This is a genomic window from Sphingobium sp. RS1 (assembly GCF_056156825.1).
Genome location: NZ_JBLZXE010000003.1, coordinates 524,629 through 551,405 on the forward strand (window position 1 = coordinate 524,629; position 26,777 = coordinate 551,405).

Here is a 26,777-nt window from a genome sequence, read left to right on the forward strand (position 1 = left end):
AGATATGTAATAGTCGCTGGACGCGCGGCGAGATCGGCGCCGACGCACCCGATTGTGCTGCAATACTGAAAATGTGGCGGCGTTCAGCCGCCATTCTTGCGCAGATCGGCGTCCATTTCGATCAGGCGCTTCTTCATGCGATGCATGATATCCTCCGCCAGGCGCACCTCCGCCTCGGTTATGTCGCGCAGCGTCTCCCGGTTGAGATCAGTGCCCTGCTCTTGCATCTGCTCCAGCACTTCCTCGCCCTTGCGGGTCATGACCACGCGCTTGGCGCGGCGGTCGGCCGGATCAGCCTTGCGCTCGATATAGCCTGACGCTTCCAGCCGATCGAGCAATCCACCTAGAGCGACCTTGCCGATGTCCAGCACATTGGCCAGTTCCGTCTGGACCATTTCATGACTGCTGTTGCGCGCCAGATTGCTGAGCACCCACCATTGGGAGCGGGTGATACCCAGTGGCTTCAATGCCTTGTCGATCACGGTGCGGCGCAGGCGCGACACGTCATGGATCAGGAAACCCAGGCGGAACTGGTTGGCGACCGGCGTCTCAGAATAGTCCATGATGTCAAAGGTCCGAAATATCTAGGCTTTCAGGCATGATATTTGCCGCCTCTCCTGTCAAGGAAATTGAGCGGATGCGATATATACGCATGCAGATGGTATGTATGCGAACTTCTATTGACCTTGGCCGACGTCCGCCATATGCCTCATCCCATAACAAGGGAGAGAGATGTGCTGACTCCGCTGGACGAGACGCTGCACCATCAGGCGCCGCTGACCTTCGATCACGTCCATTCGACCGATCATCGTTTCTATGACCGTCAACTGATGGGCGGATTCCGCGCCGATGGCGAGGTCGCCTTTCTGGCTGGCATCACCATCTTCAAGAATATGAATGTGATCGAGGGCTTTGCGATGGTGCAGCATCGATCGCAGCGCCAATATAATGTGCGGCTGACCCGCCAGTTGCGGCCGATGCCCGATAGCGATGCGCGCATCGGGCCATTGTCGCTGTCCGTGGTCGAGGCGTTCAAGGCGCTGCGCTACACGCTGGAGGCGGGCGATTACCCCATCGCGCTCGACATGCAGTTCGACGCGATGCTGCCGCCACGGCTGGAACATCCGCATGTGTCGCGCGGCGACGGACGGTTGCATACCGATTATCTGCGCTACAACCAGCTGGGGCGGATCAGCGGCCATGTGATGGTGGAGGGTGAGCGGATTGAGGCGAACGACTGGTTCGGCTGGCGCGACCATAGCTGGGGCGTGCGGCCGGGCGTTGGCGGGTTTGAGCCGATGACCGGCACGCCCAGCGCGGGCGGTGTCGCTTCCGCCTCCCGGACCGGCGGCAAGGGACTGTTCCTCGTCCATGCGGGCTTTCGCGCGGGCCGGTTCGGCGGCGCCGTGCAACTGATCGAGGATGGCGAGGGCAAGCGCCTCTACACCGAGGGTGAAGTGCGCGAAGGGGAGGGCGACCCGATCGAAGTCAACGGCATCGCGCACGACGTCTTGTTCAAGCCCGGCACCCGCGTGTTCGAACGGATGGCGCTTGACCTCACCCTGGCGGATGGTCGGCATATCCCGATCGAGGCGCAATCGGTCGGGCGGCCATGGGTCTATCGTGGCGGCGGTTTCGACGGCGGTTTCACGGACGGGCAGGGGCAGGGCGTCTGGCGTTCGCGCGACCTGATGTTCGAGATCGACAGCTATGACATCAGCGATCCCGAAGGGGTGATCCTGCCAGACGGCAGCCGGGCCACGCCCAAGCATCGCGAGCAACTCGCCACCTGTAGCATCAATGGCGAACCCGGCAGCGCCTATATTCCGATGTTCGTCATCGGCCCCCAGCCGCGTTTCGGCCTTTGAGGGATATGATATGATCGACCAGCAATCCCTGTCCGCCTATTTCGCCGCGCATATGGGTGGCGATGTTCGCGTCACTCGCTTTAAGCGCACCTTCCCCGGCATCAGTCGCGAGACGTTTCTGGTCTGGACCGACGAGGGCGGGAGCGAGGGTGGCTATGTGTTCCGCACCGATGCGCTGGGCGGCCCGATCTGCCCGGTGCCGCTCGACTATGAATATCGCATCATCAAGAGCCTCTATCCGACCGCCGTGCCGGTGGCCGAGCCGCTCTGGTTCGATGCGGCGCCGGCGCTGACCGAAGGCAGGCCGGTGATGGTTCGCCGGATGGTGGACGGCAGCAACGACCTGCCCGGCCTGTACGATGAAGGCGCGGACGCCGCCGCACGGCGCCAGCGTGTTGCGCTCGATCATGCGGAAAAGCTGGCGACGCTGCATGCCCTGGATCTGGACGCGACCGGCTTTACCGATTTTGTCGACATGCCCGCATCCGCCGCCGATTGCGCCCTGTTCGATTTCAATCGCTGGCAGGACATCTTCCGCGAGGTTCGCACCGATCCCTTCCCGCTCGTGACCGAAGCCGCCTATTGGCTGAAGGAGCATCTGCCAACCACTGCCCCGCGCATTTCCTTGTGCAAGGGCAATAACGGCATGGGCGAGGAAATCTGGAAGGACGACAGGATCGTTGCCCTGTCCGACTGGGAACTGGCCTTCGCCGGCGACCCGGCGCAGGACTGGGCCTTGTCGCAGGGCATGCTGACATTGGGCGACGCGGATGTGACGCTGCGCCATTATGAGGATGTCGCGGGCTTCACGATCGACCGGTCCAGCCTCGATTTCTATCGCGTCTGGGAAGTGTGGAAGGCGGTACCGACGCTCAACAACGGCCTGCGCCCCTTCCTGTCGGGCGAAAATCCCCGCGTGCCCCGGCTCAACCTGGGCTTTGGCCGGGTCAAGCTGTTCGAACAGTTGCTGGCCATGATGATCGGCAAGCCGATCGACGAAGCCGCACATATCGTCGCGGAGTGGCGCAAGAGCCCCTATCGCCCCGAAAATGCAGCCAATTGAAGGGAGAGCGGACGCCATGATGCCGACAACCCAGCAAATGCTCGCCGCCGTGCAACTTGCGCTTCAGGAGCATGTTGCGCCGAAGATAGACGACCAGTGGGCGCAGAGCGCATTGCGCAGCGTCGACGTGATCCTGAACCATCTTCAGGCGCGCGTGCCGGTCGAAGGGGTGATCCTGCATGAGGACAGCCGCGAACTGGTCGCGCTGCTGACGGCTGCTCGCGATCGCCTGTCGCATGACGATCCGTCCCTTGCCGCCTTCCTTGCGGAGGCGCCGACGTTGCTAGATGGCTATGCCCGCGTCGATGCATTGCAGGCGCTCAATCACAAGGGGCGCGAAGCGGTCGATGCACTGCTCCATGTCTGCCATGCGCGCAAGGGGGATGCGGTGGCCGATGCCGTCCATGCCGATTTGCGCGCCTGGCTGCTGAAACATGCCGATCGGGAAAGCGGCTTCTTCTTTCCGACCTATGTGGGGCGGCCGGTATGAACGATCCGCTGCTGGGTGAGAAACTGCGCAGCATCCTTGCTGCCGTGCGCGCCGACCTGAAACCACAACTGCCGCAGGGCAATGCGCGGCTGCGCTGCGACCTTATCGAAATGATGCTTGCGCGTCTGGCGGTGGAGGTCGAGGAGCCGGCTGGTCCGCCGCGGGGTGTTGCGGCCGAAGCGGCGTGGCGCAGCGCGCATGAGGACAGGATTGCCGCCATCCTTGCGGCGCCGGTCGCGCCGGCTGGATCGGGTGCGGAACTGGAAATCCCCGCCGATATCTTCACCGGCTGGTTCGCCGACAAGGGTGAGTCGATCGCCATCGCCAAGGTCACGACCGTTCCTGGCGGACGATCCAAGGGGACGATCCTGCTGGATAGCGCGGACGGGCGGCAACTGGTCGTCCGTCGGGACTTTACGGCAGCCGTCACCGGCACATCCGTCGCGGACGAGTTTCCGGTTATCAAAGCTGTGCATCGCAAAGGTCTGCGTGTGCCCGAACCGCTCTGGCTGGAAGAATCGCCGCAGGCGATCGGGGGGCGGTTCATCGTCTTTGAACGGCTTGCCGGGACGTCCATGGGCACGCTCTTTTCGACCGACGCGACGCCGGCCTTTTGCCGCGACTTTGCCGCCGAACTGGCGAAGCTGCATCAATATGATATTGACGATCTGGGGCTGACGGACAGCCTGCTATACGGTCGCGCCGATCACCCGGTTCGCGCCCATGTCGAAAGCTATGAGGCGCGCTATCGCAAGGGCATGGCGGCGGTGCCGCTGATCGACGCGGCCTTTGCCTGGCTGCACGAACAATTGCCGCATATCGGCAATGAACGGCGACTGGTCCATGGCGATGCCGGGTTACACAACACGCTGGGGCAGGGGGACCGGCTGACCGGCCTGCTCGACTGGGAATTTACCCATGCCGGCGACCCGGCCGAGGATCTGGCCTATTGTCGCTTCCTCGTTTCTCGCGTGATGCCTTGGGACGAGTTCATGGCCGCCTATCATGCGGCGGGCGGGCCACCGGTTAGCGAGGCGCGCATGGCCTTCTTCACCGTCTGGCGCACCTTGCTCCTTTCGGTGCTGACCGGCTTTGCGCGGCACAGCTATGACAGCGGCGTCGATCGCGACCTGCGCATCGCCACCATCGGCTGCAATACCTTCCCCAAGCAGTTGCGCGACCTGGCCAACGACCTCGCGCCGATGATCTCGAACATGGAGGTGCCTGCATGAGCGATTCCGAACTGAGCTTCGTCATCGACGGTCCCATCGCCCGCGCGACGATCAACCGTCCGCATGCGATGAACGCGATGAAGAACGGCATGTGGGAGACGCTGGGCGATCATCTGCGCGCTATCCAGTTCAACCGCGACGTGCGCGTCGTCCTGATTACCGGGGCGGGGGACAATTTCTGCGCGGGCGGCGATGTGAAGGAATTTTCCACCACATTGGGCATGTCCGACCTGGAGCGTGCGAACCACTGGATGACCAGCGGCGACAAGGGCAACCAGCTTTTCGCGATGATCGAGCGAATCCCCCAGCCGGTGGTGGTGCGCATCCGCGGCATGGCGGCGGGCGGGGGCCTCGCCATGGTGGCGGCTGCTGATTTGGCCATCGCGTCGGACAAGAGCCGGTTCCTGGCGGCGCAGATAAGGGTCGGGGTGATCCCCGATTCCGCGCTCAGCTACAACCTTGTCCGCAATATCGGGCCGAAACGGGCGAAGCAGATAGCCTATCTGGGCGACATATTTGGGCCGGAGGAAGCGCGCGAGTTCGGCTTGGTCAACTGGGTTGTCGTAGACAGCGAATTGGACAGTAGAACCGAAGAACTGCTCGCCCGGATCGCCAAGCTGCCACAGGAGGCGCTGGGCCGGACCAAGCGGGCGATGAACATCGCCCACCGCATTTCCGTGGTCGATCATCTGGCACAGGAAACGATCGATATCGGTGCCGTGGTGGCGCATCCCGATTATGCCGAGCGTGTCACCGCCTTCATGGAAAGGCAGCGCTGAGCAGGGCTACCATCCCCGCCACTTCGGGGATGGCAGCTTGCCTCATATCTCCACGAAGACCGCATCCCCCTCGATCCTGATCGGGAAGGTCTGGAGCGGGTCCATGCAGGGCAAGCGGCATGGTTCGCCCGTCCGGATATCGAAAGCGCCGTCGTGCCAGGAACAGATGACCTTGCCATCCTCGATATAGCCGTCCTCCGACAGGCTGGCTTCGCCATGGGTACAGATGTCGGCGGTGGCGAAAATCTCGTCGCCGATCATGTAGAGGGCGAGCGGGGCATGATCGGCCAGTTCCGCCTTGAAGATTTCCCCATCCTCCAGGTCGGACATCGTGCAGGCCTTCACCAAAGTCATTTGCAACGCCTCTCCAAATTCACTATTCCGCATTATGTGCTAGCGAACTATATGCAAGCGGCCAAGATAGTGCAAGGCTAATGCAATGGAGAGTGTCCTGATTCAGCATCCGCGCCGATGGGCGGAAACGCAGCCGGATCGGCCAGCGGTGGTCTATCCCTCGCTGGGGGTGACACTGTCCTATGGCGAACTGGATGCACGGGCCAATCGGTGCGCGCATCTGCTGCGCGCCAGAGGCTTGCTACGCGGCGACCATTTCGCGCTGCTGGTGGAAAATGTGCCGGTGTTTCACGAACTGGTCTGGGCCGGCCATAATGCGGGCCTCTATTATACCGCGATCAGCTGGCGCTTTCATGTGGATGAGATCGCCTTCATCATCGCCAATTGCGGCGCACGGCTGGTTTTCCATACGGAAAAACAGGCCGCACTGGTGGACCAGTTGAAGGCCCGCATGCCTGACCTATCCTTCATCGACGTAAGCGACGGCAGCTATGCGGCGGCCTATCCGCCCACACCGATCCCCGACGAAAGCCGGGGGTCGGACATGCTCTACAGTTCCGGATCGACCGGCCGCCCCAAGGGGATCAAACAGCATCTGCCCGACACCGGCATAGATGGCCTGTCGAAAATGTTCGCCATCTATGCCGATCGCTATGGCTGGGGTGAGGACACGATCTATCTGATGCCCTGTCCGCTCTATCATAGCGGGCCGATGCGCTTTGCCATGGCGATGCAGCAGATCGGCGCGACTCTGATCGTGATGGATGCGTTCGACGCGGAAGGCGCGCTGGCGTTGGCCGACCGGTATTGCGTGACCCACGCCCATTGGGTGCCGACCATGCTGGTCCGCTTGCTGAAACTGCCGGCGTCGGTGAAGTCGCTCTACGCCCTCTCCTCCGTCCGCATCATCGTCCATGGCGCCGCGCCGATCGCGCCCGACGTCAAGCGCGCCGCGATCGACTGGTTCGGCCCGATCCTGGAGGAAAGCTATGGCGGGACGGAGGGCAATGGGCTGACCATGATCGGATCGGCCGAATGGCTGGCCCATCCAGGATCGGTCGGCCGGCCTTTTCTGGGCGTGGTCCATATCCTCGACGATGACGGCCGCGACGTTCCGACGGGGCAGGTGGGCACGGTCTGGTTTTCCGGCGGTCCCGGCTTTGCCTATCATCAGGACCAGGACCGGACTGCGGATGTCCATGATGCGAGCGGACGCAGCACGTTGGGCGACATCGGCTATGTCGACGCGGAGGGCTATCTCTACCTGACCGACCGGCGCAGCAACATGGCGATATCGGGCGGGGTAAATATCTTCCCGCAGGAAGCCGAGAACCGCCTGATCTCCCACCCGGCGGTGGCGGACGCCAGCGTCTTTGCCGTACCGGACGAAGATATGGGCGAGGTGCTGCATGCCGTGATCCAGCCGCTTGGCCCGACGACTGACACAGACGCGCTGGCGGCCGAATTGTCCGGCTGGTGCCGCGCGGCCCTCGCCACGATCAAATGCCCGCGCAGCTGGGAATTTCGTGACCAGTTGCCGCGCCACGACACCGGGAAAATCTATGCGCGCCATCTGAAGGACGAATGGCTGGCGCGCCATCGCAAGACAGGAGCATGATATGGCAGGCATGTGGTTCGACGAATTGACGGTGGGGCAGCGGTTCGACCATCCGATCCGCCGTACGGTGACGGAAACGGACAATGTCCTGTTCACCGCCATGACCCATAATCCCGCGCTGCTGCATCTGGACGAGGAATATATGAAGGGCACCGAATTTGGTGCCCGCATCGTCAATTCGGCTTTCACGCTGGGGCTGATGGTCGGCATTTCGGTGGGCGACACGACGCTGGGCACCGCAGTCGCCAATCTGGGCTGGGACGAGGTGCGCTTTCCCAAGCCGCTCTTTCATGGCGATACCATCCAGGTCGTGAGCGAAGTGATCGACCTGCGCGATTCGAAATCGCGGCCCGAAGCCGGCATCGTCACCTTTCTGCATCAGGCGTTCAACCAGCATGGCGACCTGGTCGCGTCCTGCAAGCGGTCTGGCCTGCAACGGCGGAAACCGGCGGCATGAGCGACACCCTGCCGCTGCGGTCCTGGCTGTTCATTCCGGGGGATAGCGAGAAGAAGATGGCGAAGGTTGCCGACTGCGGCGCCGATGTCGTCATCCTCGATCTGGAGGATGCAGTCAGCCCTGACAACAAGCCGCTCGCCCGTCGCCTGATCCCGGATTTTCTGCGCGCGACGCCGCGTGAAGCCCGGACATCGCAATATTGGGTGCGGGTCAATCCGTTCGACACCGGGCTGACGCTGGATGATCTGGCTGCGATTATGCCCGGCGCGCCGGACGGCATCATGCAGCCCAAGACCAACGATCCGGAGGATGTGCGGCGTCTGTCCCATTATCTCGACGCGCTGGAGGCGGCGCATGGGATCGAAGGGGGATCAGTGAAGATCCTGCCCGTCGCCACCGAAACCGCGATCGCGCCCTTTACCCTCGGCCAGTTCGCCAGCGCCAAGCTGGAACGGCTCGCTGGCCTGACATGGGGAGCGGAGGATTTGTCGGCGGCTTTGGGCGCCAGCACCAATGTGGACGCCAGCGGGCAATGGGCCTTCACTTATCAGATGGCGCGTTCACTTTGCCTGCTCGCGGCGCATGCGTCGGGGGTGCAGGCAATCGACACGCTCTATGTCGATTTTCGCGATGAGGACGGATTGCGCGCAGCCTGCCGGGCAGCGCGGGCGGAGGGCTTTACCGGCCGCATCGCCATCCACCCCGCGCAGGTGGCGGGGATCAATGACAGTTTCATGCCGTCGGCTGAAGAGGTCGCGCATGCGCGCCGGGTGATCGACGCCTTTGCCGCCAATCCCGGTGCCGGCACGGTCGGGCTGGACGGCAAGATGATCGACATTCCGCACCAGAAACAGGCGGGACGGGTACTGGCGCAGGCGGCGGCGTTCAGCACGCGCGCCTGAAAGCGGGGCGCCGTCAGGCGCTCGCGCCGTCCTGCTGGAAGCGGGCGACCTGCCGCAACACATCGTCGGCATGTTCGCGGCGACAGATCAGCAGGTCGGGCAGATAGACGTCGCGCTGATTGTAGACGAGCGGCGATCCATCGATACGCGAGCAATGCAGACCATGGGCACGGGCGACCGCGACCGGGGCCATGCTGTCCCATTCATATTGGCCGCCGCTATGCAGATAGATGTCGGCCTGCCCCAGAATGATCGCCATCGCCTTTGCCCCGGCGGAGCCCATCGGCACCAGTTCGGCATCCAGCGCCTGCGCCACCGCGACCGCTTCGGCGGCGGGACGGGTGCGGCTGACCACCATGCGCAGCCGTGCCGGCGCCGCCGGTACAGTGCGGACCTGATCGGTGCGCAGGACGACACCGCCATCCAGCCCGGGCAGGGCGACCGCCCCGATGCTGGGGATGCCGTCGATGGCCAGCCCCACATGGACGGCCCAGTCGGTCCGCTCCTCGCCATATTCGCGCGTGCCGTCTACCGGATCGACGATCCAGACGCGGCCCTTGCCCAGCCGCTCCTCATCGTCCTTTTCCTCTTCGGACAGCAGCCCGTCCTCGGGCCGCTGCTCACGCAGGGCGTGGCACAGGAACTGGTTGGCGGTCTGGTCGCCCGCCTTACCCAGCGCCTTGGCGCTGAACAGGCCCGATGCACGGACGTCCAGCAGCAAGCGACCTGCTATTTCGGCCAGATGGCTGGCCAGCGCGGCGTCGGATAGCGCCGCGCTCATGGGATCAACCGGGCGACGATGGCCTCGGCCGCCTCTTCGGCCGACATGATGGAGGTGTCGACGCGGATTTCCGGATCTTCCGGCGCTTCATAGGGGCTGTCGATGCCGGTGAAATTCTTGAGCTCGCCCGCCCGTGCCTTCTTGTACAAACCCTTGACGTCGCGGGCTTCCGCATCGGCCAGCGTCGTGTCGATATGCACTTCCACGAATTCGCCCGGCTGCATCATGCTGCGCACCATGTCGCGTTCGGCGCGGAAGGGCGAGATGAAGGCGGTGATGACGATCAGGCCAGCATCTGTCATCAGCTTCGCCACCTCACCCACGCGGCGGATATTTTCCACCCGGTCGGCATCGGTAAAGCCCAGATCCTTGTTCAGGCCATGGCGGACATTGTCGCCGTCCAGCAGGAAGGTGTGGCGGTTCATCCGCGCCAGCTTCTTTTCCACCAGATTGGCGATGGTCGATTTGCCCGCACCCGACAGGCCGGTGAACCACAGCACGGCGGGCTTCTGGTTCTTCAGATTGGCATGGAAGTCCCGGCTGACATCGGTGGCCTGCCAGTGGACATTCTGCGCGCGGCGGAGCGAGAAGTGCAGCATGCCTGCCGCCACCGTCGCGTTGGTCAGCTTGTCGATCAGGATGAAGCCGCCCAGCGTGCGATTGGCCGCATAGGGTTCGAACACGATCTGCTTGTCGGTCGACAGGTTGGCGACGCCGATGGCATTGAGTTCCAGCGTCTTGGCCGCCAGATGCTCCATCGTGTTGACGTTGACCTGATATTTGGGCTGCTGGATCGTCGCGGTCACCATCTGGGTGCCGACCTTGAGCCAGTAGGAACGGCCCGGCAGCATTTCTTCGTCCGCCATCCAGACGATCGTTGCCTCGAACTGGTCGGCCGCCTGCGGCGGGTTGTCCGACGTCGCGATCACGTCGCCGCGCGAGCAGTCTACCTCATCGGCGAAGCAGAGCGTGACCGACTGGCCAGCCACGGCTTGCGGCAGGTCGCCGTCGAGCGTCACGATACGCGTGATAGTGCTGGTCTTGCCCGAGGGAAGGACGCGGACCGCGTCGCCGGGCCGGACCGATCCGGTCGCGATCTGACCGGAAAAGCCGCGGAAGTCGAGATTGGGGCGGTTGACCCACTGCACGGCCATGCGGAACGGCTTGTCGGCATCGGCCGCGCTGTTGACCTCGACCATTTCGAGATGTTCGATCAGCGCAGGCCCCTTGTACCAGGGCGTGTTGTCCGACGGGCCGGTTATATTGTCGCCCTTGAAGCCGGAGATCGGCATGGGCGTGAACGCCGTGATGCCGATCGATCGGGCGAATTCGGCATAGTCGGCGACGATCTTGTCGAACACTGCCTGGTCGTAGCCGACCAGATCCATCTTGTTCACCGCCAGCACGATGTTGCGGATGCCGATCAGGTGGGCAAGATAGGAGTGGCGGCGGGTCTGGGTCAGGATGCCCTTGCGCGCGTCGATCAGGATGACGGCGAGGTCGGCGGTCGAGGCGCCGGTCACCATGTTGCGGGTATATTGTTCGTGGCCGGGCGTGTCGGCGACGATGAACTTGCGCTTTTCAGTGGCGAAGAAGCGATAGGCGACGTCGATCGTGATGCCCTGTTCACGCTCGGCGGCGAGGCCATCGACCAGAAGGGCGAAGTCGATTTCCTGCCCCTGCGTGCCGACCCGCTTGCTGTCCGCTTCCAGCGCGGCCAGTTGATCCTCGAAGATCATCTTGCTGTCATAAAGCAGGCGGCCGATCAGCGTCGACTTGCCGTCGTCCACCGACCCGCAGGTGATGAAGCGCAGCATCGTCTTATGCTCATGCACCTTGAGATACTGGTCGATATCCTGCGCGATGAGGGCGTCGGTCTTGTAAATGGGGTCGGTCATTTGTTCATCCCGTCATCCCAGCGAAAGCTGGGAACGCGTTGATCTTGGGCGAAGGTTCCGTCTGGAGGCCTGAAATCCCAGCTTCCGCTGGGATGACGCCGTCCCGTCAGAAATACCCTTCCTGCTTCTTCTTCTCCATGCCGGCGCCGCCCGCATCCTTGTCGATGGCGCGGCCCTGCCGTTCGGACGTGGTGGTCAGCAGCGTTTCCTGGATGACGTCCGGCAGCGTCTTGGCCGTACTCTCGACCGCGCCGGTCAGCGGGTAGCAGCCCAGGGTGCGGAAGCGGATCGAACGCATCACCGGTTCTTCGCCCGGTTGCAGCGGGAAGCGATCGTCATCGACCATCAGCAGCATGCCGTCGCGCTCCACCGTCGGGCGTTCATCCGCAAAATAGAGCGGCACGATCGGCACGTCGTTCAGGTGGATATATTGCCAGATATCCAGCTCGGTCCAGTTGCTGATCGGGAAGACGCGAATGCTCTCACCCTTGTTCTTACGCGCATTGTAGAGGTTCCAAAGCTCCGGACGCTGGTTCTTGGGGTCCCAGCCATGCGATGCGGTGCGGAAGGAGAAGATGCGCTCCTTGGCCCGGCTCTTTTCCTCGTCGCGCCGCGCGCCGCCGAAGGCCGCGTCGAAGCCATAGAGGTTGAGCGCCTGCTTCAGCCCTTCGGTCTTCCACATATCGGTGTGGAGAGGGCCGTGATCGAACGGGTTGATGCCGCGTTCGGCCGCTTCGGGATTCTGGTAAACCAGCAGTTCCATGCCGCTTTCCTGCGCCATGCGATCGCGCAGCTTGTACATTTCCTGGAATTTCCAGGTCGTGTCGACATGCAGCAGAGGGAAGGGCGGCGGCGAAGGGTAGAAGGCCTTGCGCGCCAGATGCAGCATCACGGCGCTGTCCTTGCCCACCGAATAGAGCATCACCGGCTTCTCGGCCTCGGCGACCACTTCCCGCAGGATGTGGATGCTCTCCGCTTCGAGTCGCTCCAAATGGGTCAGGGTCTTCGCGTCCACCATAGATCCTCGCAATCTTCTTGCGTGCTTCCTTGGCATCAGGCAACTTTGATTGGACCTCCCAAATGGGAGGGTGTATGATTTTGCTATGCGATTGGATGATTCCGGCCTCTTGGCCAGCCTGCACGAGGGCATGTTTCAGCAACCCCTATGGCATGACTTTCTGGAACGGCTGCGCGGCCGGTTGCGCACCAGCCATGTCAGCCTGGCCTTCCAGCCGATCGATGAAAAGGGCATCGTGGAACTGCATGCCGGCGGCGCCACAACGCCGCCCCTGTCGCGATGGCTGTACGGGCCAGACGCACAGGCAGCGACGGCCGGTCGCGCGATGCGGGAAGGGCGGGTCTATTCGCTGGCCGAACTGATGCCCGCCGCTGATGACGGCTCGGCTGGCGATCGGGCGGCCTTTCTTCGCGATCTGGGCGTGGAGGATGTCCGGTCGGTCCGCGTGACGGAGGCGAGCGGCGTGGATGGCTGGCTGAGTTGCGCCGGCGCGGGCATGTCTTCAGCGACCAGCGCCATGCTGACCGCGTTGGTGCCGCATCTGCGGATCGCGCTGCGCAGCTTCGTGGCGATGGAGCGGGAGAAATTGCGGTCGGACCTGACATCGGAGGCGTTCGGCCGGTTGAATTTCGGTTGGCTGACACTGGACGCGCAATGCCGCATCCTCGACATGACCGCGCATGTCGAGCAATTGTTCCAGCGAAGCAGCATCTTGCGGCGAGGCCGCTATGACCGGCTGACGCCGACGTCGGCGGGGCTGGACCGGGAGTTGACCGCGCTGGTCAAGCAGTTCGCGCAGGATGCCGAGGCGCGGCCGCGCGCGATCAATCTGAGTCGCGATCCATGGATGGACATGCTGGTGGCGCCGTTCCGGGGCGGATCGGTTGCGGCGGGCGGTGCGCCCGTCGCGATCGTCTATCTGAGCGGCGACCGATCATCCCAGGCGGATCGCTGCGAGCAACTGGTGGAATCCTTCGGCCTGTTGCCGAGCGAAGCGCGACTGGCATGGGAAATCGCACAGGGCATTCCGATTGCCGAAGCCGCCGCCAACCTCAACCTGACGGTGGAGACGGCCCGCAACTATTCCAAGAAAATCTACGCAAAGATGGGTGCGCGGGGGCAGGCTGAACTGGTACGGATCATCCTGAGCAGCCTGCTGGCGATCGCCTGAACATATCCTGCAACCAACCTTTGCCGACGGATTATCCTCGGCCGCTCTGACATGTCAGGGCGAACTGCCGGGATAGTGCGAAGCGCGACTGGTTTGAGCGTATGGCAGCGCGTTCTGCTACAGCGAGTTGGACAGGTGTTTGCCGCAGCGGAACAGTCTATGATTTAACATAAGATATATTATCGATCTTTTTCGCCGCCGGTGGGCGTCGTCGTCACCCAAGGCCAGGAGCAACCGCCAAATATCTTCAGTCCTGTTCCCTTCTGCCATCCACCGGATCGAACATCAGCAATCGGTAAAATGCGCGGGAGTGCCGTCGCGCCGGGGGCTAAGGGAGACAGGTTGAGAGGATGAACGAGGTAGGCAATGACGGTGAAGACTTTCCTGGTGATAGGTGGCGGAACGGGGGGCATGTCGGCTGCTATTTCCCTGCGCATGGCGGGCGCGTCGGTCGATCTGATCGACATCGATCCGCAATGGCGTGCCCTGGGCGCCGGCATGACCATCACAGGCCCCACGCTGCGCGCGTTCGACCGGCTGGGCCTGTTGGGTGAGGTTCGAAAACAGGGATATCTTTCCGATCGCACGAAATTCTTCTCGGCGGATGGACAGTTTCAGCGGGAAATCATGGCGCCCTTTCTGGAGGAAGGCCTTCCGCAGGCTGGCGGCATATTGCGGCCCCGCCTCCATGCCATTTTCGCTGCGCGCGTCCGGGAACTGGGCGTCAATGTGCGGCTGGGGATCAGTGCGACACATATGGTGCAATCGGCCGATCGGGTCGACGTGCAGTTCAGCGACGGCACAGCCGGTCATTATGACGCCGTGGTCGGCGCCGATGGTTTCCATTCCGCAACACGCCAGACGATCCTGCCCGATGCGCCGAAAGCCGAGTTTACGGGCCAAGGTTGCTGGCGCCTTTTGGCCAATCGCCCGGATCATGTGACCAGCCCGGAAATCTATTTCGGCACCGATTTCAAGGTGGGCATAAATCCCTGCTCGCCCGACAAGATGTATCTGTTTGCCAATGTCAGGATGCCGGGCAACCCGTTCATCCCCGATGACGAACTGGTGGCGCGGATGGATGATTTGCTGGCGCCGATCGGCGGCAATATCCGGCTGGTCCGTGAAGGGCTGAACGAAGGGTCCGGGGTTGTCTATCGACCGCTGGAAGCATTGCTGGTTCCCCTGCCCTGGCATGTCGGCCGGATCGGCCTGATCGGGGACGCCGTGCATGCCACGACCCCGCATCTCGCGTCCGGCGCCGGTCTTGCCGTGGAAGACGGCCTGCTGGTCGGGCAGATGCTGGGTCAGGCCGACGACATGGCGGCAAGTTGGAAAGCCTTTGGCGAACGCCGCTGGGAACGCAGCCGTCTGGTGGTGGAAAACAGCGTGCTCATCTGCAAGCTGGAGCAGGAGGGCGGCCATGACGCCCGCATCGCCGAAATCATGGGACAAAGCGTGGTGGAACTGGCCAAGCCGATGTGAGCGACGTTCGACGGGTCGATCCGGTCGCATGGATTGGTCCGTCCGCTTTTCTGTTTTTACGCATCGCTACGAGGGCGGCTCGACCTTTTGCTGCTAAAACAAGAAAGCGCGCCGGAGCCGCCCTGCTCGGACGCCGATCCACAGAGCATGATGCGATTGGATTGAAGCGCAAAATGTTCCGATGACCTCATCTGCCAACAGGATAGCACGCGGTACCAGATTGTCGGTGCAGACGGCATCGACGGCGATCGCTACCCTCTGAATCGATTGCAACCGACATCTCATGGGCAGGACGATTTCCGCAACCGCGCTATCGCCGGCATCAGCCTGTCGCATGGACCTGTAATAGCCATCGGGGATCGAATCCCTGTGCCTCACCCGATCATATTCCACCAAGGGCGACATATTTGGTTTCCAGATATTCCTCGATGCCGCAGGCGGCACCCTCGCGCCCGACACCCGACGCCTTGACCCCGCCGAACGGCGCGACCTCGGTCGAGATCAGCCCCTCGTTCACGCCGACCATGCCGAATTCCAGCCCTTCTACCGTGCGGAATATCCGGCCGACATCGCGCGCGCAGACATAGGCGGCCAGGCCGAACGGCGTGTCGTTGGCCATGGCAATCGCTTCACCCTCGGTTTCGAAACGGAACAGCGGGGCGACCGGCCCGAACGTCTCTTCATCGAAGATCGCGGCGTCGCGCGGCACGTCGACCAGCACGGTCGGTTCGAAGAAATGACCGGCGCGCGCATGGCGGTGGCCGCCGCAGGCAATGCGCGCGCCCCGCGCAACCGCGTCGGCGACATGCGCTTCCACCTTCGCCACGGCGGCGGCATCGATCAGCGGTCCGATCGCAACGTCGGGATCCATGCCGTCGGCCACCTTCAGTTTTGCCGTCTCCTCCGCCAGACGGGCGGCAAAGGCGTCATGAATGCCGGCCTGCACCAAAAAGCGATTGGCGCCGATGCAGGATTGGCCGCTATTGCGATATTTGGCGACCAGCGCAGCCTTGACCGCCGTTTCGAGATCGGCATCGTCAAAGACGATGAAAGGCGCGTTGCCGCCCAGTTCCATGCTGGTGCGCTTGATCGTCGGCGCGCATTGTTCAAGCAGCAGCGCACCGACCTCGGTCGAGCCGGTAAAGGACAGCTTGCGCACGATCGGACTGGCCGTCAGAGCGCCCCCGATCGCGCGCGCCGATCCCGTGACGATATTGCATACGCCTGCCGGCAGCCCGGCCCGTTCGGCCAGCACGCCCAGGGCCAGCGCCGTCAGGGGCGTCTGGCTGGCCGGCTTGATGACCCCGGTGCAGCCTGCCGCCCATCCCGGCCCCGCCTTCCGCGTCATCATCGCGGCGGGGAAATTCCATGGCGTGATCGCCGCGAAGACGCCGACCGGCACCTTCTGGACCAATATCCGGCGGCCATGGAGATTTTCCGGGATGATCTGGCCATTCGCCCGCTTGGCCTCTTCCGCAAACCATTCGATGAAACTGGCCGCATAGGATATCTCGCCCCGCGCCTCTGCCAGCGGCTTGCCCTGTTCCGCGGTAATCAGCAGGGCGAGATCGTCGCCATGTTCCAGCATCAGTTCGTACAGGCGGCGCAGGATGGCGGCGCGTTCCTTTGCCAGGGTCGTGCGCCAGCTCATGAGCGCCCGCTCGGCGGCGGCGATGGCGCGATGGGTTTCTGCCTCGCAGGCATCGGGCACATGGGCGATGAGCGCATTATTGGCCGGGTTGCGAACCTCTATGGTACGACCGCTGTCGGACTGGACCCATTGGCCGTCGATCAGCATGGCCTGTCGCAGCAGGCCGGCATCCTTGAGCGGAAGAGGCATGATATCGGTCATCGCAAATCCCTTCAGGCCGGATTGCGGCCGATGAAGAACAGGGCATCGGCATCCGTGGTGGGGTTGAGCCCCGCTGCTTCCTGCCCACGCCGCAATGCCATCATGTCCCGCTGATAGACGCGGGCGGTCGGATGGCGCAGCGGGCCGCCATTATAGCCCTGAAGCCACGCTTCATATTTCCACATCATCCGGTTGATGAGGCCATTACCGGCCTGCGGGACGCTGGCGAAGGCCTTGCGGGCGGGATCGATGCGGTGGAATTCGGCCGTTGCCTCGTCCAGCCGCCCTTCGCGGATCATCGTGAAGATGCGCGGCAGGACCGGCCCGAAGAAGGCGGAGAAGTTGGTGCCGCAGAAGGGCACGTCGATCAATTGCGCCAGGGGCGTGAATTCATGCTCCATCGGGAAGGAAATCACGACCTCCTCATGGAAGGCGCGATGCACCTCGATCGGTCCCATGATGTGCGGCATGCCGCCTTCTGCCTTGATCGCCACGACATTGGGGCAATCGTCCACCAGCCGGCGCAGCAGGTCGACCGGCATGTCGATCGGGCTGAACCGGCCAAAACCCCAGGTCGGAATGGGAAACAGCATGACGGCCAGGTCGGTCGTATCGCAAAATGCCCTTGTGTAGGCATAGACGTCTTCCAGCGATTCCGGGTAGAAATAGGGCGGATAACCCAGCAGTACCAGTTCCGCGCCGGCTTGCGAGGCAAGGCGCGCGGCCGCGATATTATCCTCCAGCGTGTTGAACACGGCATGATGGACCACGAATAGGCGTCCGGCCGCCTGTTCCACCATCACTTCGACCAGCCGGCGATATTCCTCCATTGAGATCGCGACTTCGGAACAGGCGAGCGTGCCGACGAAGCCATGGGCGATCGCCGTTTCCACATCATGCCGGGCCGCCGTTTCATTGAGAGCCGTGAAATCGCCTGTCATGGTGGGTATGGTCACGTTCGCGACGCCAAGCATCTTTTCGCGCGCCCAGGCGCGGGCTTCGGATCGAGTGTAACTGGGCATGGGATAGTCTCCGGGAATATAGGGAATGGGGTTATTTGCCCTTGGCAACGGGCGTGACCGGCGCCGCGATGACCGTGCCGATGCCGGCCACACGCGCGCGCTCCATGCAAAGCTGTGCGACCGCCAGATCCTGAATGGCTGCGCCCACCGATTTATAGAGCAGGATCTGCGCCGGATCGGTCCGGCCCGGTCGCGCGCCGGACACCACGTCGCACAGGCTCACCAGCTTGTCGTCGAACAGCACGCCGGCCGTCCGCGCTGCGATCATGTCGCCTGTATCACGCGCGACTTCTTCCACCATGTCGGCGACGATCAGATCAGCGCGGGCGATCGCTTCGGGGTCCAGTTCCCGCTGCTCCGGCAAGGTCGAGCCAATGGAGATGACGGTCATGCCGGGGCGCAGCCAGCGCCCCAATATGGTGGGCGTTTCGTCGCGCGAGCGGGCCGCGCATATGACCAGATCGCTGTCGGCGACGGCAGCTTCGGCACTTTGGGCCGCCGCGACGGTGACACCCTTGGCGGCCATGGCCTCGCAAAAGGCGGTTCGGCTCGTTTCGCGGGGGCTGAAGACGCTGATGTGCCCCATCGGTCCCGACTGGGCCATCGCTTCCAGATGCGTGCGCGCCTCGAACCCCGAACCGATCACCGCCACCCGCGGACTTGTCTGTGCCGAAAGCTGCCGGGCCGCGAGTGCGGAGGTGGCGGCGGTACGGAAACCGGTGATGGAATTGCCGTCGAGCAACGCGACAAGCGCCATGCTTTGCCCGTCGAACAGCGGAATGAGATAAGAGGCCGCCTTTGCAGCAGGGGATGCGGCGATCAACTTCGCCCCCATGATCGCCTGTCCCGGCATGATCCCCGACAGGGTCCGCAGCCACAGGCCTTCGCCCCGCGCCATGGTGCGGGGTGGGAATTGTGCGTCCGACGACGCGCCTGCATAAGCCGTGCGCAGTGCTGCCACGGCATCGGACCAGTCGAATGCAGCGAGGACGTCCGCATCGGAAAGCAGCAGGGTCGATAGGCAAATCTGGTCGGCCAAAGGGGCATCCTTCCTGTCGCGCCGTCAAAGGCGGCGATCATGGCACAAATCAATAATGTCCTCATTGATTAGTGTCAATTGAACTATTGATTATACTGTCGTTCACATCGTCTGCTGGTATAGGCAGGAGATCAGGAGACGAATGTGACGGATAATGATCTTGGCCGGCTGCGTACGCTGCTCGAGGAGACGTTGGACAAGGGAGAGACGCGGCTTCCGCCCGAACCGCGGCTGAGTGAGACGCTGGCCGTTTCGCGCGGCCGGTTGCGCACGCTGCTCAAGAAACTGGAGGATGAGGGGGCGATCTGGCGCCATGTCGGCAAAGGCACGTTCATTGGAACGCGCCAATTGATCGAAACGCCGCAGGTCGCGACATCTTTCAGCGTGGATGACATCCTTCAGGCCCGCACCTTGCTGGAGCCGCAATTGGCGGCCCAGGCTGCCGTCCACGCGACGCCCGAAGATCTGGAAGTCATGCAGGCCTGTCTGGAGGAGATGCGCTCGGCGGGATCAATGCTGGTGTGGAAGCGACTGGACGAGCGACTGCATCGGCTGATCGCGCAGGCGTCGCACAATATGCTGCTGCTGCTGCTGTACGACACGTTGCGGGCGCAGATGAAGGTCACGCTCGATCGACGGATCGATCAAGTGTTCGGCAGCGAACCGGGACCGAAGGAAGATACCGATTCGCAGCATGGAGTCGTCGTTCAGGCGATTGCAGATCATGACCCGGTTGCGGCGGAAAATCTGATGCGCGAGCATCTGCTGTCGCTGCGCACCAAATTATTCGGCCTGCGATAGACTCAAAAAGTGCATCAATATTGAATTGATGCACTTCGCAAATATGAGGAAGCGGCACGGCGGCTTGCGCGGCCCCTTCCCTTCTTGCTGCGCTACCCCTTGCGGAACAGCAGGCTGACCAGAAACAGGATCGTCTTCACGTCCAGCAGCTTCAGCGCGGCGCGCGCTTCTGCGGGCGTCACCTTGGCCACCATCGGCATGGCGCCGAATATCTTGCCGCGAATGACGAGGTCGTTGCCATCCCGTTCGATCTTGCGGACGGTCATCAACTCCTTGTCCTGCGCGTCCAGGATGCGCATGCCGCCTTTCTTGCCCCGCTCCTTCACTGCACCGCCCTCCCGCAGACCTTGTCATATTCGATGTCGAGATCGTCCATCATCTGAATCGCGGTCGCGCGCCCCGCGCCGAACACGCCGCCGCCCGGATGCATGAACGGCCCGACCAGGTAGAGGCCCTCTATCCCCGGCACGCGCAACGACCCGAGATCGGGCGTGGGGCGATGCGCGACCGACTGGTAGAAGAAGGGCGCGCAGCCATGAATGTCGCCCTTCAGGAAACTCGCCGGGCTGTCCCGTTCATGGTCGACCGGCGACCGGATCAGGCGGCCGGTGATATTGTCATCGCTCAGGTTCGCGTAGAATTTGCGATATTGGGCCAGCGCCCGGTCGGCGACCTCTTCCTTGCAGGCGTCCCAGGATGCGGGGCCGCCGGGATGAAGATCATAGGGCGCGAAGTTCACGCCGTAGAAGACCCCTGCCCCCTCCGGCGCGCGACTGGGGTCGAAGATGGTGTTGTCGCCGCCGGCGATCAGCCGGTGGGACACTTCACCTCGGCGCAGCTTGTCATATTCCAGCAGCATGTCGCGCATGCTGTAAAAGTCCATAAGCTCGGTCATCATGGCATTGGTGTCGTTGCCGACCTTCAGCTTCAGCCTTTCCTTCAACGTCAGATGGGTCAGGTTGATGGAGAAGGTCGACTGGGTCACCCGCTCGGCCCGTTCCAGCACGGGTTCTGGCGTTTCCGCCACGAACTTGCGCAGCACATGGGGATGGATGGCGCCGATGACGCCGTCCTTAGCGGTGAATGTCTCCCCGTCGATCAGTTCCAGCCCGACCGCGCGGCCGGACGATACCAGCACCCGGCGCACCTCCGCATTGCAGCGCACCTCTCCGCCGAAATGCTCGATCGCCCGGACCAGTGCGTGCGACAACTGCCCCGACCCGCCCTTGGGCATGGAGCAGCCATAGGCATGGATGATGCCGGGCATCAGGAACGCCCCCATGCCGGTTCCCAGTTCGTCCGGCATCTGGAGATTTTCCGTCACCATGCGGACGATGTGCAGGCGCAGCAGGTCGCTTTCGAAATATTGGTTCACCACATCGAGCGCGGAGCGCTGCATGACGTCGAGCAGGAAGCGCCCCTCGTCCGACTGGTCCATCATCGCGACGAACGCCCCCATGGGAAAGGGCGGCGCATACAGGCCGGACATGAACATCGGCAGCGCGGCCATGCTGGCCTGGGCGAACTTGCGATAGGCGTCCGCATCCTTGCGTGAAAAGGCGGCAATCTCCTCACAAGTGCGGTCGAGATCGCGCCAGGACCGCACGATCGTGCCATCGTCCCAGATGGAGGCATGGGGCAGTTCGGGATAGATATATTCCAGCCCGAATTTCGACAGCAGGCCCAGTTCATCCTCGCGCAACATGGGGTTGCCCTGGATCATGATGTGCACATTGCTGTGCTCGTCATGCCAGAAGCCGGGCTGGATCAGTTCGCGCGTGGAGACGCCACCGCCATAATGGGGCTTGCGTTCAAGGACGAGCACCTTCTTGCCTGCCTTGGCCATATAAGCGGCGGCAACCAGGCCATTATGGCCCGCCCCCATGACGACGATATCATAATGGCTCATGCATCTTCTCCCGCGAAAAAGGCCCGGAACCGGGCGAGGCCGGGAACATGGCTGGCGCAGCCGCCATCGGCGACCAGCAACTGACCGGTGATGTTGCGCGCAGCGTCGGATGCGAGGAACGCAACCGTTTCGGCTATATCCTCCGGCTCGCCCAGTTGGTCGCGGAGGGTTTCCGCCTCAACCGCCTCGCGCAGCGGCACCGGGAACGCCTGGCGGAGGGCCGGCGTCATGGTCATGCCGGGCGCCACCGCATTGGCCCGCACGCCATGGATGCCGTGGCTCGCCGCGATGCTGCGCGTCATCTGGATCACCGCGGCCTTGGACGAGGCATAGGCCGCCTGGATGATATGGCCCTGCAAGGCGAGATTGCTGACGGTATTGACGATATTACCCCGGCGCGCGCGCAGATGGGGCAAGGCCGCGCGGCAGGCGATCATCGTGCCGCGCACATTCACGGCATAGGTGCGATCCCACAGGTCGGTCGCCATGGTTTCGACATCTTCATCCTGACGCGCGATGTCCGGCCCCAGCAGGGCGGCATTATTGTGCAGGACGTCCAACTGGCCATAATGGCTTATGGTCGCTCCGATCATTGCCTCGATCGATGCTTCATCGGCCAGATCGACCTGAACGGCGATGGCATCGGGCAGCAGAGCGGCCAGCACCTCGGCCGGATCGATCGCGATGTCGGCAATGACAATCCGGGCGCCTCGTGCGGCAAGCAGGCGCGCGGTCGCGGCCCCTATGCCCCCTGCGCCGCCCGTGATGATGACGACCTTGCCGTCCATGCGTATCGCGTCGGCGACCATGACCTCTCCTTCCATGCGTTGTTTCCGCCTTCTACTCCCGCCGTTGCATCGTCTGGAAGACGGCACTTTTTTGTTCCCTGCCGCTTCCCCATTGCGCCGTGATTGACCTTGGTCCTGTGGTGCATAGTATGGCGGCCATGACGCGATTGCCGGAGGATGACCCGCTGCGCCGCCCGGCGATCCTGACCCTTGCACAGGATATGGCGCGTTATGGCAATGATCGCGATGCGCCGGCCCGCGCGGTGATGGGCATGCTGGGCGATCGCTGGACGAGTTTGATCCTGCTCATCCTCAGTCATGGCGAGACACGCCATGCCGACCTTAAGCGGGTCATGGTCGCGCTGTCTTCCGAACAGGCTATCTCGCAGCGGGTGCTGACGCTCAAGCTGCGTGCGCTGGAACGGGACGGGTTCGTGCTGCGATCGGTAAGCGGCGACATCCCGCCAAAGGTCGCCTATCGCCTGTCGGACCTTGGTATCGACCTTTCGGCGCAAGTTCACGCCATGATCGGATGGATCAACGACCGGTCGCAGGACATTCATCGGGCCAGGGTGGCCTATGACAGGCAGGCGCTGGGCGACGGGTGAACGCTATCGCTTGTGATTTTCGCGAAATTCGAACTCCAGCCGCTGTCGATCGCTCAGGTCGCGGCTGACATCGTCCAGCGCAACCACGTTGTTCGCCGCTACCGTCTGGCGGGCCGCGCTGGCAAGCCGGTCCACGACCCAGGCGAGCGCAGGGTCTTTCCCGTTACCGATATGCCATTGCACGACTTCGCGAATGGGCGGAATGGCGAAAGGGGTTTCGCGCATGACCAGCGGGAAATTGCGCACGAACATCTCGCCCATGCGACGGTGGACCGTGGCGATGCGGTGTGTGTTCACGACCAGGCCGGCCAGCGACAGGAAGGTCGGCGCGACCACCTCCACCCGGCGCTGCTGCTTCTGCCGCCGGACGAACCAGTCGTCGAATGCGGCCACCCGCGACTTGCCGAAACGGGCCGCGACATGACCAAGTTCAAAATAGAGTTCGCGGGTCATGGGTTTTGCCATGGCCGGATTGTCGATCCAGCCCAGCACGACATAATCATCCTCGAACAGGAACTGGCTGGGATGATCGGTCGACACGGCATAATCAATCGTGATGAGCAGGTCGATATAACCGCGCTCCAGCGCGTCGGTCGGATGGTCGGCCATGGGTTGAATCTCGAAGCGCAATCCCGGCGCATCCTGGCCGATCTGCGCGATCACCTCCGCCAGCAGAACCTGGGTCATGTAATCGGACGCCATGATGCCGATGGTTCGCTCCGCCGTGGCCGGATCGAAGGCGGGTGCGACGGTGACGGTGGAGCGTATCTGCTCCAGTACCGCGCGCACAGGCTCGGTCAGTGCTTCGGCGCGGGCGGTAAGAACCATTTGGCGCCCCATCACCAGCAGAAGTTCATCGCCGAAATAGTCGCGCAGGCGCCCAAGTGCGCTCGATGTCGCAGATTGCGACAGGCACAATTTCTCGGCGGCGAGTGACACGCTTTTTTCCGTCAGGAGCGCATCGAGTGCTACCAGTAGATTGAGGTCCAGCCGTCCAAAACGCATAGCATCCTCCCCTGCCCTTCTGATTAAGACAAAGTCTCAAGAGCATTTTTGATCAGTCTAGCAAGTTCGCCGTCATCCGCGAAGCCTGCTCGTTCCGCAGCGATCGTGGACAAGGGCGGCTGCGTGGCAAAGCCGGCTTCCAGGACAGGGGCGGGATTGTAACGAACCAGATCGGTCGACACGCCGCATTGCCGGGCAATTTCCCCGGCCAGATCCCCCATGCTGATGCGCAGCATCTGCACGATTCGGCGGCCGACAAACCCGCCGGCCCGGGTTATCACGATCCGCAAACTCTGCCGCCCTGCCCTGTCTTTGCTTTCACAGTCGCTCACCAGGCCGTAGCGCCCGCATCAACGGCAATGTCGGCGCCGGTGACATAGCGCGCTTCCCCGCTCGCCAGCCAGACCGCGCACCAGGCGATATCTTCCGGCTCACCCAGCAGCTTGACCATGTTCTTGGCCAGAACCTGCCGCTCGAAATCCGGGTCGGCAGCCAAATGCCGGGCGGTGGCGGCAGTACGGATGAAGCCCGGCGCGATGCTGTTGGCGCGAATGCCATGGGGGGCGCCCTCCATCGCCAGTTGACGCGTCATCGCAAGGACGCCGCCCTTGCCTGCGCAATGGGCCAGGGCAGGCGATCCGTCGAGCGCGTGCCGGGCATTGGCAGATGCGAAGTTGACGATGCTCGCCACGCCGCTTGCCTTGAGCCAGGGCCAGGCCGACCGCGTCGCCAGATACACGATGTCCAGTTCACCCGTCAGCGTACGTTTCCAATCCGCATAGGACATGTCCTCGATCCAGGCGAAGACGGCGAAGGCAGCCGCATTGATCAATATGTCGATGCGGCCATGTTCGGCCCCGATGGCAGCGAACAATGCCTGCGTCGCCGCTTCGTCGGTCAGGTCGCAGTCCCGGTCTGCGCCGGACAGATCGACGCCGATGACCGTTGCCCCCTCCGACCGGAAACAGGCCGCGATGCCGGCTCCAATGCCATTGGCCGCCCCGGTGACGACCGCGATCCGACCGGCCAACCGATTACCCATATTCTTTCTCTCCCTCGTCATTCTGTTTTTTCCAAAGCAGGCATGGCAGCCACGCAGCGATGGTCCAGACTATCGTGACGATGCTGTGCATGGACTGTCGATGGCCGTGATGCGATCAAGCCATATCGCATTATCCCGCATCCATCCCCGGCGGCACCCAAGACGCATGCCGGCATCAAGTCCAATCGATTTCACGAACGGCGTCCCAACGATTTCATGGAAGTATCGAAGGGGCGACAGACGTCGCCGTCGGTCAGGAACCGGCCTGCGTCATCAGGGCAGCCATCGTTTTCCTGGCCAGACCCATACCTGCCTGCATGAACCGGCGCCGGCTTGTCGCCGCAAAGCCGCCGGCGTCGGGCCGAACGTCAGGATCGACACATGTCATGATCCGATTTCCTCTCCGTGCGAATCAACGGCCTGCCAGCCGCTTTCCAACTATATCTATATTATGATTGATGCATGTCAATTGAGATATAGATTGATATGCGCCCCCCCCCAATTGCTCCGCCGTAGGCGGGCATGCGCCTGTCCCGGCATGCTGTCCCGATATCGCGCGAAACCGATTAACCGGCCGCCTCGGTCAGCAATCGCTGGAGTATCCGCCGGGCACGGATGGATGCTTCGTCCATGGGCAGGGCTACGGATCGATGGGACAGGAGATCGCTGGAATGCATGCGGCTGCGAACCGCACGGATCATCGGCTCGTCCTCCTGTTCGAAGGCCGTCTGTATCCCGTGATAGATCGCCTCGGACAGTTGCTGGTCGTCTTTCGCGACATAGCGGCCCATCTTCCAGAAATAATGGGTCGAATCCTGCGTTTCCGGGGTCAGTACATGGATGAAGGGAATGTCGATGCCGGCTTCCCGGCCTTTGTCGGCCGGGAACATGACATTATTCTGGTTCAGAACGGCCGGTGCTTCCCATGTCATTTCGACGCACATATTGCCAGTATCGGCAGGATCGGTCCAAAAGAGCCGGAAAAGTCCGCTGACGGGTTCTTCGACCACGTCGTAGGTGGATGTCACACGATCCGCTTCCTGGCGTGCACTGACTTTCGTTCGCGACGCGTTGCCGGGGTTGGAGAGGAAAGGATGCAGGAATTCGACATGGGTGAGGTCGAGCAGATTGTCGACGACGAGTTGATAATGGGCATCGACATGCAACCGCCCCTTGACCCAGGTGCATTCGCCCGCCAGCGCGGGAAGGGTCGGAATAAGGCTCATGTCAGGCGCCGCATCGCCCATCCAGACCCATATCAGGCCATGGGATATGGCGATCGGATAGGAACGGACCGCCATGCCCGACGTGATGACGCCCTTGCCATGCGGATTGCGCGCGCATCGCCCGCCTTCGACAAAGCCGAGGCCATGATAGCCGCAGACCAGCATGTCCCCCTCCACGCGCCCCAGGCTGAGCGGCGCAAAACGATGCGGGCAGCTATCCTGCAATGCGATGATCTGGCCCGCACTGTCGCGGTAGAGGACGATCGGCTGGTCCAGGATCGTGCGGGCAAGCGGCGCAGCGGCCAGTTCGTCCTCCCACGCGGCCGCATACCAATGGTTCATAAGATAAGGCATGTCATGATCCTCTCT

Annotated in this window: 27 protein-coding genes; 12 read left to right on the plus strand and 15 right to left on the minus strand. The window is 62.8% G+C overall.

All coding sequences use genetic code 11. The annotated features are described in order from the left end of the window. Nucleotides 1–83: 83 nt before the first annotated feature. Entirely contained in the window at nucleotides 84–563 is a 480-nt protein-coding gene (locus tag ACNHGR_RS22295; protein WP_184273196.1) for a MarR family transcriptional regulator, read from the minus strand. Between the two features lie 171 nt (nucleotides 564–734). Between ACNHGR_RS22295 and ACNHGR_RS22300 the strand changes: the two genes are divergently transcribed. From ACNHGR_RS22300 to ACNHGR_RS22320, 5 genes are read left to right on the plus strand one after another with little or no spacing between them, the layout of a single operon-like run. After that, the gene (locus tag ACNHGR_RS22300) at nucleotides 735–1,868 is read left to right on the plus strand and encodes an Rv3169 family protein (protein ID WP_475289036.1); all 1,134 of its coding nucleotides are present in this window, start codon (nucleotides 735–737) and stop codon (nucleotides 1,866–1,868) included. Between the two features lie 10 nt (nucleotides 1,869–1,878). Continuing rightward, a complete protein-coding gene (locus ACNHGR_RS22305; RefSeq protein ID WP_475289037.1) occupies nucleotides 1,879–2,931 on the plus strand; it encodes a phosphotransferase family protein in 1,053 nt (350 codons plus the stop codon). 16 nt (nucleotides 2,932–2,947) lie between these two features. Continuing rightward, nucleotides 2,948–3,421, plus strand: coding sequence for a hypothetical protein (locus ACNHGR_RS22310; RefSeq protein ID WP_475289038.1), 474 nt, complete (start codon nucleotides 2,948–2,950; stop codon nucleotides 3,419–3,421). Then, nucleotides 3,418–4,653 carry a phosphotransferase family protein gene (locus ACNHGR_RS22315; protein WP_475289039.1) on the plus strand — a complete coding sequence of 412 codons (1,236 nt, stop codon included), beginning with the start codon at nucleotides 3,418–3,420 and terminating at the stop codon, nucleotides 4,651–4,653. The genes ACNHGR_RS22310 and ACNHGR_RS22315 overlap by 4 nt, the downstream gene beginning before the upstream one ends. Next, on the plus strand, nucleotides 4,650–5,432 hold the full coding sequence (locus ACNHGR_RS22320) for an enoyl-CoA hydratase/isomerase family protein (RefSeq protein WP_475289041.1): 783 nt from the start codon (nucleotides 4,650–4,652) through the stop codon (nucleotides 5,430–5,432). The genes ACNHGR_RS22315 and ACNHGR_RS22320 overlap by 4 nt, the downstream gene beginning before the upstream one ends. 42 nt (nucleotides 5,433–5,474) lie before the next feature. On the opposite strand, the gene ACNHGR_RS22325 is transcribed toward ACNHGR_RS22320, so the two are convergent. Beyond that, nucleotides 5,475–5,786, minus strand: a complete 312-nt coding sequence (locus ACNHGR_RS22325) for a non-heme iron oxygenase ferredoxin subunit (protein WP_082462936.1) — start codon at nucleotides 5,784–5,786, stop codon at nucleotides 5,475–5,477. Nucleotides 5,787–5,871: 85 nt separating this feature from the next. On the opposite strand from ACNHGR_RS22325, the gene ACNHGR_RS22330 reads away from it, so the two are divergent. From ACNHGR_RS22330 to ACNHGR_RS22340, 3 genes are read left to right on the plus strand one after another with little or no spacing between them, the layout of a single operon-like run. Then, complete coding sequence (locus ACNHGR_RS22330) at nucleotides 5,872–7,404, plus strand: AMP-binding protein (RefSeq protein WP_475289043.1); 1,533 nt, start codon at nucleotides 5,872–5,874, stop codon at nucleotides 7,402–7,404. 1 nt (nucleotide 7,405) lies between these two features. After that, the gene (locus tag ACNHGR_RS22335) at nucleotides 7,406–7,861 is read left to right on the plus strand and encodes a MaoC family dehydratase (RefSeq protein WP_475289045.1); all 456 of its coding nucleotides are present in this window, start codon (nucleotides 7,406–7,408) and stop codon (nucleotides 7,859–7,861) included. Further along, nucleotides 7,858–8,763, plus strand: a complete 906-nt coding sequence (locus ACNHGR_RS22340; RefSeq protein WP_475289047.1) for an HpcH/HpaI aldolase/citrate lyase family protein — start codon at nucleotides 7,858–7,860, stop codon at nucleotides 8,761–8,763. Before ACNHGR_RS22335 ends, ACNHGR_RS22340 begins: the two co-directional genes overlap by 4 nt. 13 nt (nucleotides 8,764–8,776) lie before the next feature. Here ACNHGR_RS22340 and ACNHGR_RS22345 read toward each other — a convergent pair whose 3' ends face one another. The 3 genes from ACNHGR_RS22345 to cysD all read right to left on the minus strand — a co-directional run bounded on the left by ACNHGR_RS22345 (nucleotide 8,777) and on the right by cysD (nucleotide 12,460). Further along, nucleotides 8,777–9,544 (minus strand): 3'(2'),5'-bisphosphate nucleotidase CysQ, encoded by a 768-nt coding sequence (locus ACNHGR_RS22345; RefSeq protein WP_475289049.1) that lies wholly within the window; start codon nucleotides 9,542–9,544, stop codon nucleotides 8,777–8,779. After that, nucleotides 9,541–11,442 carry a sulfate adenylyltransferase subunit CysN gene (gene cysN / locus ACNHGR_RS22350; RefSeq protein WP_475289050.1) on the minus strand — a complete coding sequence of 634 codons (1,902 nt, stop codon included), beginning with the start codon at nucleotides 11,440–11,442 and terminating at the stop codon, nucleotides 9,541–9,543. Before cysN ends, ACNHGR_RS22345 begins: the two co-directional genes overlap by 4 nt. A gap of 106 nt (nucleotides 11,443–11,548) precedes the next feature. Beyond that, on the minus strand, nucleotides 11,549–12,460 hold the full coding sequence (gene cysD, locus ACNHGR_RS22355; protein ID WP_184273228.1) for a sulfate adenylyltransferase subunit CysD: 912 nt from the start codon (nucleotides 12,458–12,460) through the stop codon (nucleotides 11,549–11,551). Nucleotides 12,461–12,590: 130 nt separating this feature from the next. Here cysD and ACNHGR_RS22360 point away from each other — a divergent pair, with 130 nt between their 5' ends. Then, nucleotides 12,591–13,631: a helix-turn-helix transcriptional regulator gene (locus ACNHGR_RS22360; protein WP_475289053.1), complete on the plus strand. Its 1,041-nt coding sequence runs from the start codon at nucleotides 12,591–12,593 to the stop codon at nucleotides 13,629–13,631. A gap of 366 nt (nucleotides 13,632–13,997) precedes the next feature. Further along, nucleotides 13,998–15,116 (plus strand): FAD-dependent monooxygenase, encoded by a 1,119-nt coding sequence (locus tag ACNHGR_RS22365; protein ID WP_475289054.1) that lies wholly within the window; start codon nucleotides 13,998–14,000, stop codon nucleotides 15,114–15,116. A 382-nt stretch (nucleotides 15,117–15,498) separates the two neighbouring features. On the opposite strand, the gene ACNHGR_RS22370 is transcribed toward ACNHGR_RS22365, so the two are convergent. The 3 genes from ACNHGR_RS22370 to ACNHGR_RS22380 are packed head-to-tail and all read right to left on the minus strand — an operon-like array spanning nucleotide 15,499 to nucleotide 19,029. Beyond that, nucleotides 15,499–16,956, minus strand: coding sequence for an NAD-dependent succinate-semialdehyde dehydrogenase (locus ACNHGR_RS22370; protein ID WP_475289494.1), 1,458 nt, complete (start codon nucleotides 16,954–16,956; stop codon nucleotides 15,499–15,501). Nucleotides 16,957–16,979: 23 nt separating this feature from the next. Then, nucleotides 16,980–17,990, minus strand: coding sequence for a dihydrodipicolinate synthase family protein (locus ACNHGR_RS22375; RefSeq protein WP_475289055.1), 1,011 nt, complete (start codon nucleotides 17,988–17,990; stop codon nucleotides 16,980–16,982). A gap of 31 nt (nucleotides 17,991–18,021) precedes the next feature. Then, nucleotides 18,022–19,029: an ornithine cyclodeaminase family protein gene (locus ACNHGR_RS22380; protein ID WP_475289056.1), complete on the minus strand. Its 1,008-nt coding sequence runs from the start codon at nucleotides 19,027–19,029 to the stop codon at nucleotides 18,022–18,024. A 144-nt stretch (nucleotides 19,030–19,173) separates the two neighbouring features. On the opposite strand from ACNHGR_RS22380, the gene ACNHGR_RS22385 reads away from it, so the two are divergent. Continuing rightward, complete coding sequence (locus ACNHGR_RS22385; protein ID WP_475289058.1) at nucleotides 19,174–19,830, plus strand: FadR/GntR family transcriptional regulator; 657 nt, start codon at nucleotides 19,174–19,176, stop codon at nucleotides 19,828–19,830. Nucleotides 19,831–19,922: 92 nt separating this feature from the next. Here the strand turns inward: ACNHGR_RS22385 and ACNHGR_RS22390 are convergent, their stop codons facing one another. Genes ACNHGR_RS22390 through ACNHGR_RS22400 form a run of 3 tightly spaced genes read right to left on the minus strand, consistent with a single transcriptional unit; the run spans nucleotide 19,923 to nucleotide 22,563 of the window. Next, nucleotides 19,923–20,129 carry a hypothetical protein gene (locus ACNHGR_RS22390; protein WP_184273249.1) on the minus strand — a complete coding sequence of 69 codons (207 nt, stop codon included), beginning with the start codon at nucleotides 20,127–20,129 and terminating at the stop codon, nucleotides 19,923–19,925. A 23-nt stretch (nucleotides 20,130–20,152) separates the two neighbouring features. Next, the gene (locus ACNHGR_RS22395; RefSeq protein WP_475289060.1) at nucleotides 20,153–21,739 is read right to left on the minus strand and encodes a phytoene desaturase family protein; all 1,587 of its coding nucleotides are present in this window, start codon (nucleotides 21,737–21,739) and stop codon (nucleotides 20,153–20,155) included. Then, nucleotides 21,736–22,563: an SDR family NAD(P)-dependent oxidoreductase gene (locus ACNHGR_RS22400; RefSeq protein WP_475289062.1), complete on the minus strand. Its 828-nt coding sequence runs from the start codon at nucleotides 22,561–22,563 to the stop codon at nucleotides 21,736–21,738. Before ACNHGR_RS22400 ends, ACNHGR_RS22395 begins: the two co-directional genes overlap by 4 nt. A 122-nt stretch (nucleotides 22,564–22,685) precedes the next feature. Here ACNHGR_RS22400 and ACNHGR_RS22405 point away from each other — a divergent pair, with 122 nt between their 5' ends. Further along, nucleotides 22,686–23,135 carry a winged helix-turn-helix transcriptional regulator gene (locus tag ACNHGR_RS22405; RefSeq protein WP_475289064.1) on the plus strand — a complete coding sequence of 150 codons (450 nt, stop codon included), beginning with the start codon at nucleotides 22,686–22,688 and terminating at the stop codon, nucleotides 23,133–23,135. A 3-nt stretch (nucleotides 23,136–23,138) separates the two neighbouring features. On the opposite strand, the gene ACNHGR_RS22410 is transcribed toward ACNHGR_RS22405, so the two are convergent. The 4 genes from ACNHGR_RS22410 to ACNHGR_RS22425 all read right to left on the minus strand — a co-directional run bounded on the left by ACNHGR_RS22410 (nucleotide 23,139) and on the right by ACNHGR_RS22425 (nucleotide 26,762). Further along, the gene (locus tag ACNHGR_RS22410; RefSeq protein ID WP_475289066.1) at nucleotides 23,139–24,140 is read right to left on the minus strand and encodes a LysR family transcriptional regulator; all 1,002 of its coding nucleotides are present in this window, start codon (nucleotides 24,138–24,140) and stop codon (nucleotides 23,139–23,141) included. A 23-nt stretch (nucleotides 24,141–24,163) separates the two neighbouring features. Further along, nucleotides 24,164–24,376, minus strand: a complete 213-nt coding sequence (locus tag ACNHGR_RS22415) for a hypothetical protein (RefSeq protein ID WP_475289068.1) — start codon at nucleotides 24,374–24,376, stop codon at nucleotides 24,164–24,166. A 92-nt stretch (nucleotides 24,377–24,468) separates the two neighbouring features. Continuing rightward, nucleotides 24,469–25,182, minus strand: a complete 714-nt coding sequence (locus ACNHGR_RS22420) for an SDR family oxidoreductase (RefSeq protein WP_184273264.1) — start codon at nucleotides 25,180–25,182, stop codon at nucleotides 24,469–24,471. A 566-nt stretch (nucleotides 25,183–25,748) separates the two neighbouring features. Beyond that, the gene (locus tag ACNHGR_RS22425) at nucleotides 25,749–26,762 is read right to left on the minus strand and encodes a Rieske 2Fe-2S domain-containing protein (protein WP_475289070.1); all 1,014 of its coding nucleotides are present in this window, start codon (nucleotides 26,760–26,762) and stop codon (nucleotides 25,749–25,751) included. Nucleotides 26,763–26,777: the final 15 nt, after the last annotated feature.

What these genes read in the sequence shown, in the direction of transcription:
- ACNHGR_RS22295 (WP_184273196.1), bottom strand. Translation starts at nt 563, where the DNA reads ATGGACTATTCTGAGACGCCGGTCGCCAACCAGTTCCGCCTGGGTTTC.
- ACNHGR_RS22305 (WP_475289037.1), top strand. Translation starts at nt 1,879, where the DNA reads ATGATCGACCAGCAATCCCTGTCCGCCTATTTCGCCGCGCATATGGGT.
- ACNHGR_RS22310 (WP_475289038.1), top strand. Translation starts at nt 2,948, where the DNA reads ATGATGCCGACAACCCAGCAAATGCTCGCCGCCGTGCAACTTGCGCTT.
- ACNHGR_RS22315 (WP_475289039.1), top strand. Translation starts at nt 3,418, where the DNA reads ATGAACGATCCGCTGCTGGGTGAGAAACTGCGCAGCATCCTTGCTGCC.
- ACNHGR_RS22320 (WP_475289041.1), top strand. Translation starts at nt 4,650, where the DNA reads ATGAGCGATTCCGAACTGAGCTTCGTCATCGACGGTCCCATCGCCCGC.
- ACNHGR_RS22325 (WP_082462936.1), bottom strand. Translation starts at nt 5,786, where the DNA reads ATGACTTTGGTGAAGGCCTGCACGATGTCCGACCTGGAGGATGGGGAA.
- ACNHGR_RS22330 (WP_475289043.1), top strand. Translation starts at nt 5,872, where the DNA reads ATGGAGAGTGTCCTGATTCAGCATCCGCGCCGATGGGCGGAAACGCAG.
- ACNHGR_RS22335 (WP_475289045.1), top strand. Translation starts at nt 7,406, where the DNA reads ATGGCAGGCATGTGGTTCGACGAATTGACGGTGGGGCAGCGGTTCGAC.
- ACNHGR_RS22340 (WP_475289047.1), top strand. Translation starts at nt 7,858, where the DNA reads ATGAGCGACACCCTGCCGCTGCGGTCCTGGCTGTTCATTCCGGGGGAT.
- ACNHGR_RS22345 (WP_475289049.1), bottom strand. Translation starts at nt 9,544, where the DNA reads ATGAGCGCGGCGCTATCCGACGCCGCGCTGGCCAGCCATCTGGCCGAA.
- cysN (WP_475289050.1), bottom strand. Translation starts at nt 11,442, where the DNA reads ATGACCGACCCCATTTACAAGACCGACGCCCTCATCGCGCAGGATATC.
- cysD (WP_184273228.1), bottom strand. Translation starts at nt 12,460, where the DNA reads ATGGTGGACGCGAAGACCCTGACCCATTTGGAGCGACTCGAAGCGGAG.
- ACNHGR_RS22360 (WP_475289053.1), top strand. Translation starts at nt 12,591, where the DNA reads ATGTTTCAGCAACCCCTATGGCATGACTTTCTGGAACGGCTGCGCGGC.
- ACNHGR_RS22365 (WP_475289054.1), top strand. Translation starts at nt 13,998, where the DNA reads ATGACGGTGAAGACTTTCCTGGTGATAGGTGGCGGAACGGGGGGCATG.
- ACNHGR_RS22370 (WP_475289494.1), bottom strand. Translation starts at nt 16,956, where the DNA reads ATGCCTCTTCCGCTCAAGGATGCCGGCCTGCTGCGACAGGCCATGCTG.
- ACNHGR_RS22375 (WP_475289055.1), bottom strand. Translation starts at nt 17,990, where the DNA reads ATGCCCAGTTACACTCGATCCGAAGCCCGCGCCTGGGCGCGCGAAAAG.
- ACNHGR_RS22390 (WP_184273249.1), bottom strand. Translation starts at nt 20,129, where the DNA reads ATGCGCATCCTGGACGCGCAGGACAAGGAGTTGATGACCGTCCGCAAG.
- ACNHGR_RS22395 (WP_475289060.1), bottom strand. Translation starts at nt 21,739, where the DNA reads ATGAGCCATTATGATATCGTCGTCATGGGGGCGGGCCATAATGGCCTG.
- ACNHGR_RS22400 (WP_475289062.1), bottom strand. Translation starts at nt 22,563, where the DNA reads ATGGAAGGAGAGGTCATGGTCGCCGACGCGATACGCATGGACGGCAAG.
- ACNHGR_RS22405 (WP_475289064.1), top strand. Translation starts at nt 22,686, where the DNA reads ATGACGCGATTGCCGGAGGATGACCCGCTGCGCCGCCCGGCGATCCTG.
- ACNHGR_RS22410 (WP_475289066.1), bottom strand. Translation starts at nt 24,140, where the DNA reads ATGCGTTTTGGACGGCTGGACCTCAATCTACTGGTAGCACTCGATGCG.
- ACNHGR_RS22415 (WP_475289068.1), bottom strand. Translation starts at nt 24,376, where the DNA reads ATGCTGCGCATCAGCATGGGGGATCTGGCCGGGGAAATTGCCCGGCAA.
- ACNHGR_RS22420 (WP_184273264.1), bottom strand. Translation starts at nt 25,182, where the DNA reads ATGGGTAATCGGTTGGCCGGTCGGATCGCGGTCGTCACCGGGGCGGCC.
- ACNHGR_RS22425 (WP_475289070.1), bottom strand. Translation starts at nt 26,762, where the DNA reads ATGCCTTATCTTATGAACCATTGGTATGCGGCCGCGTGGGAGGACGAA.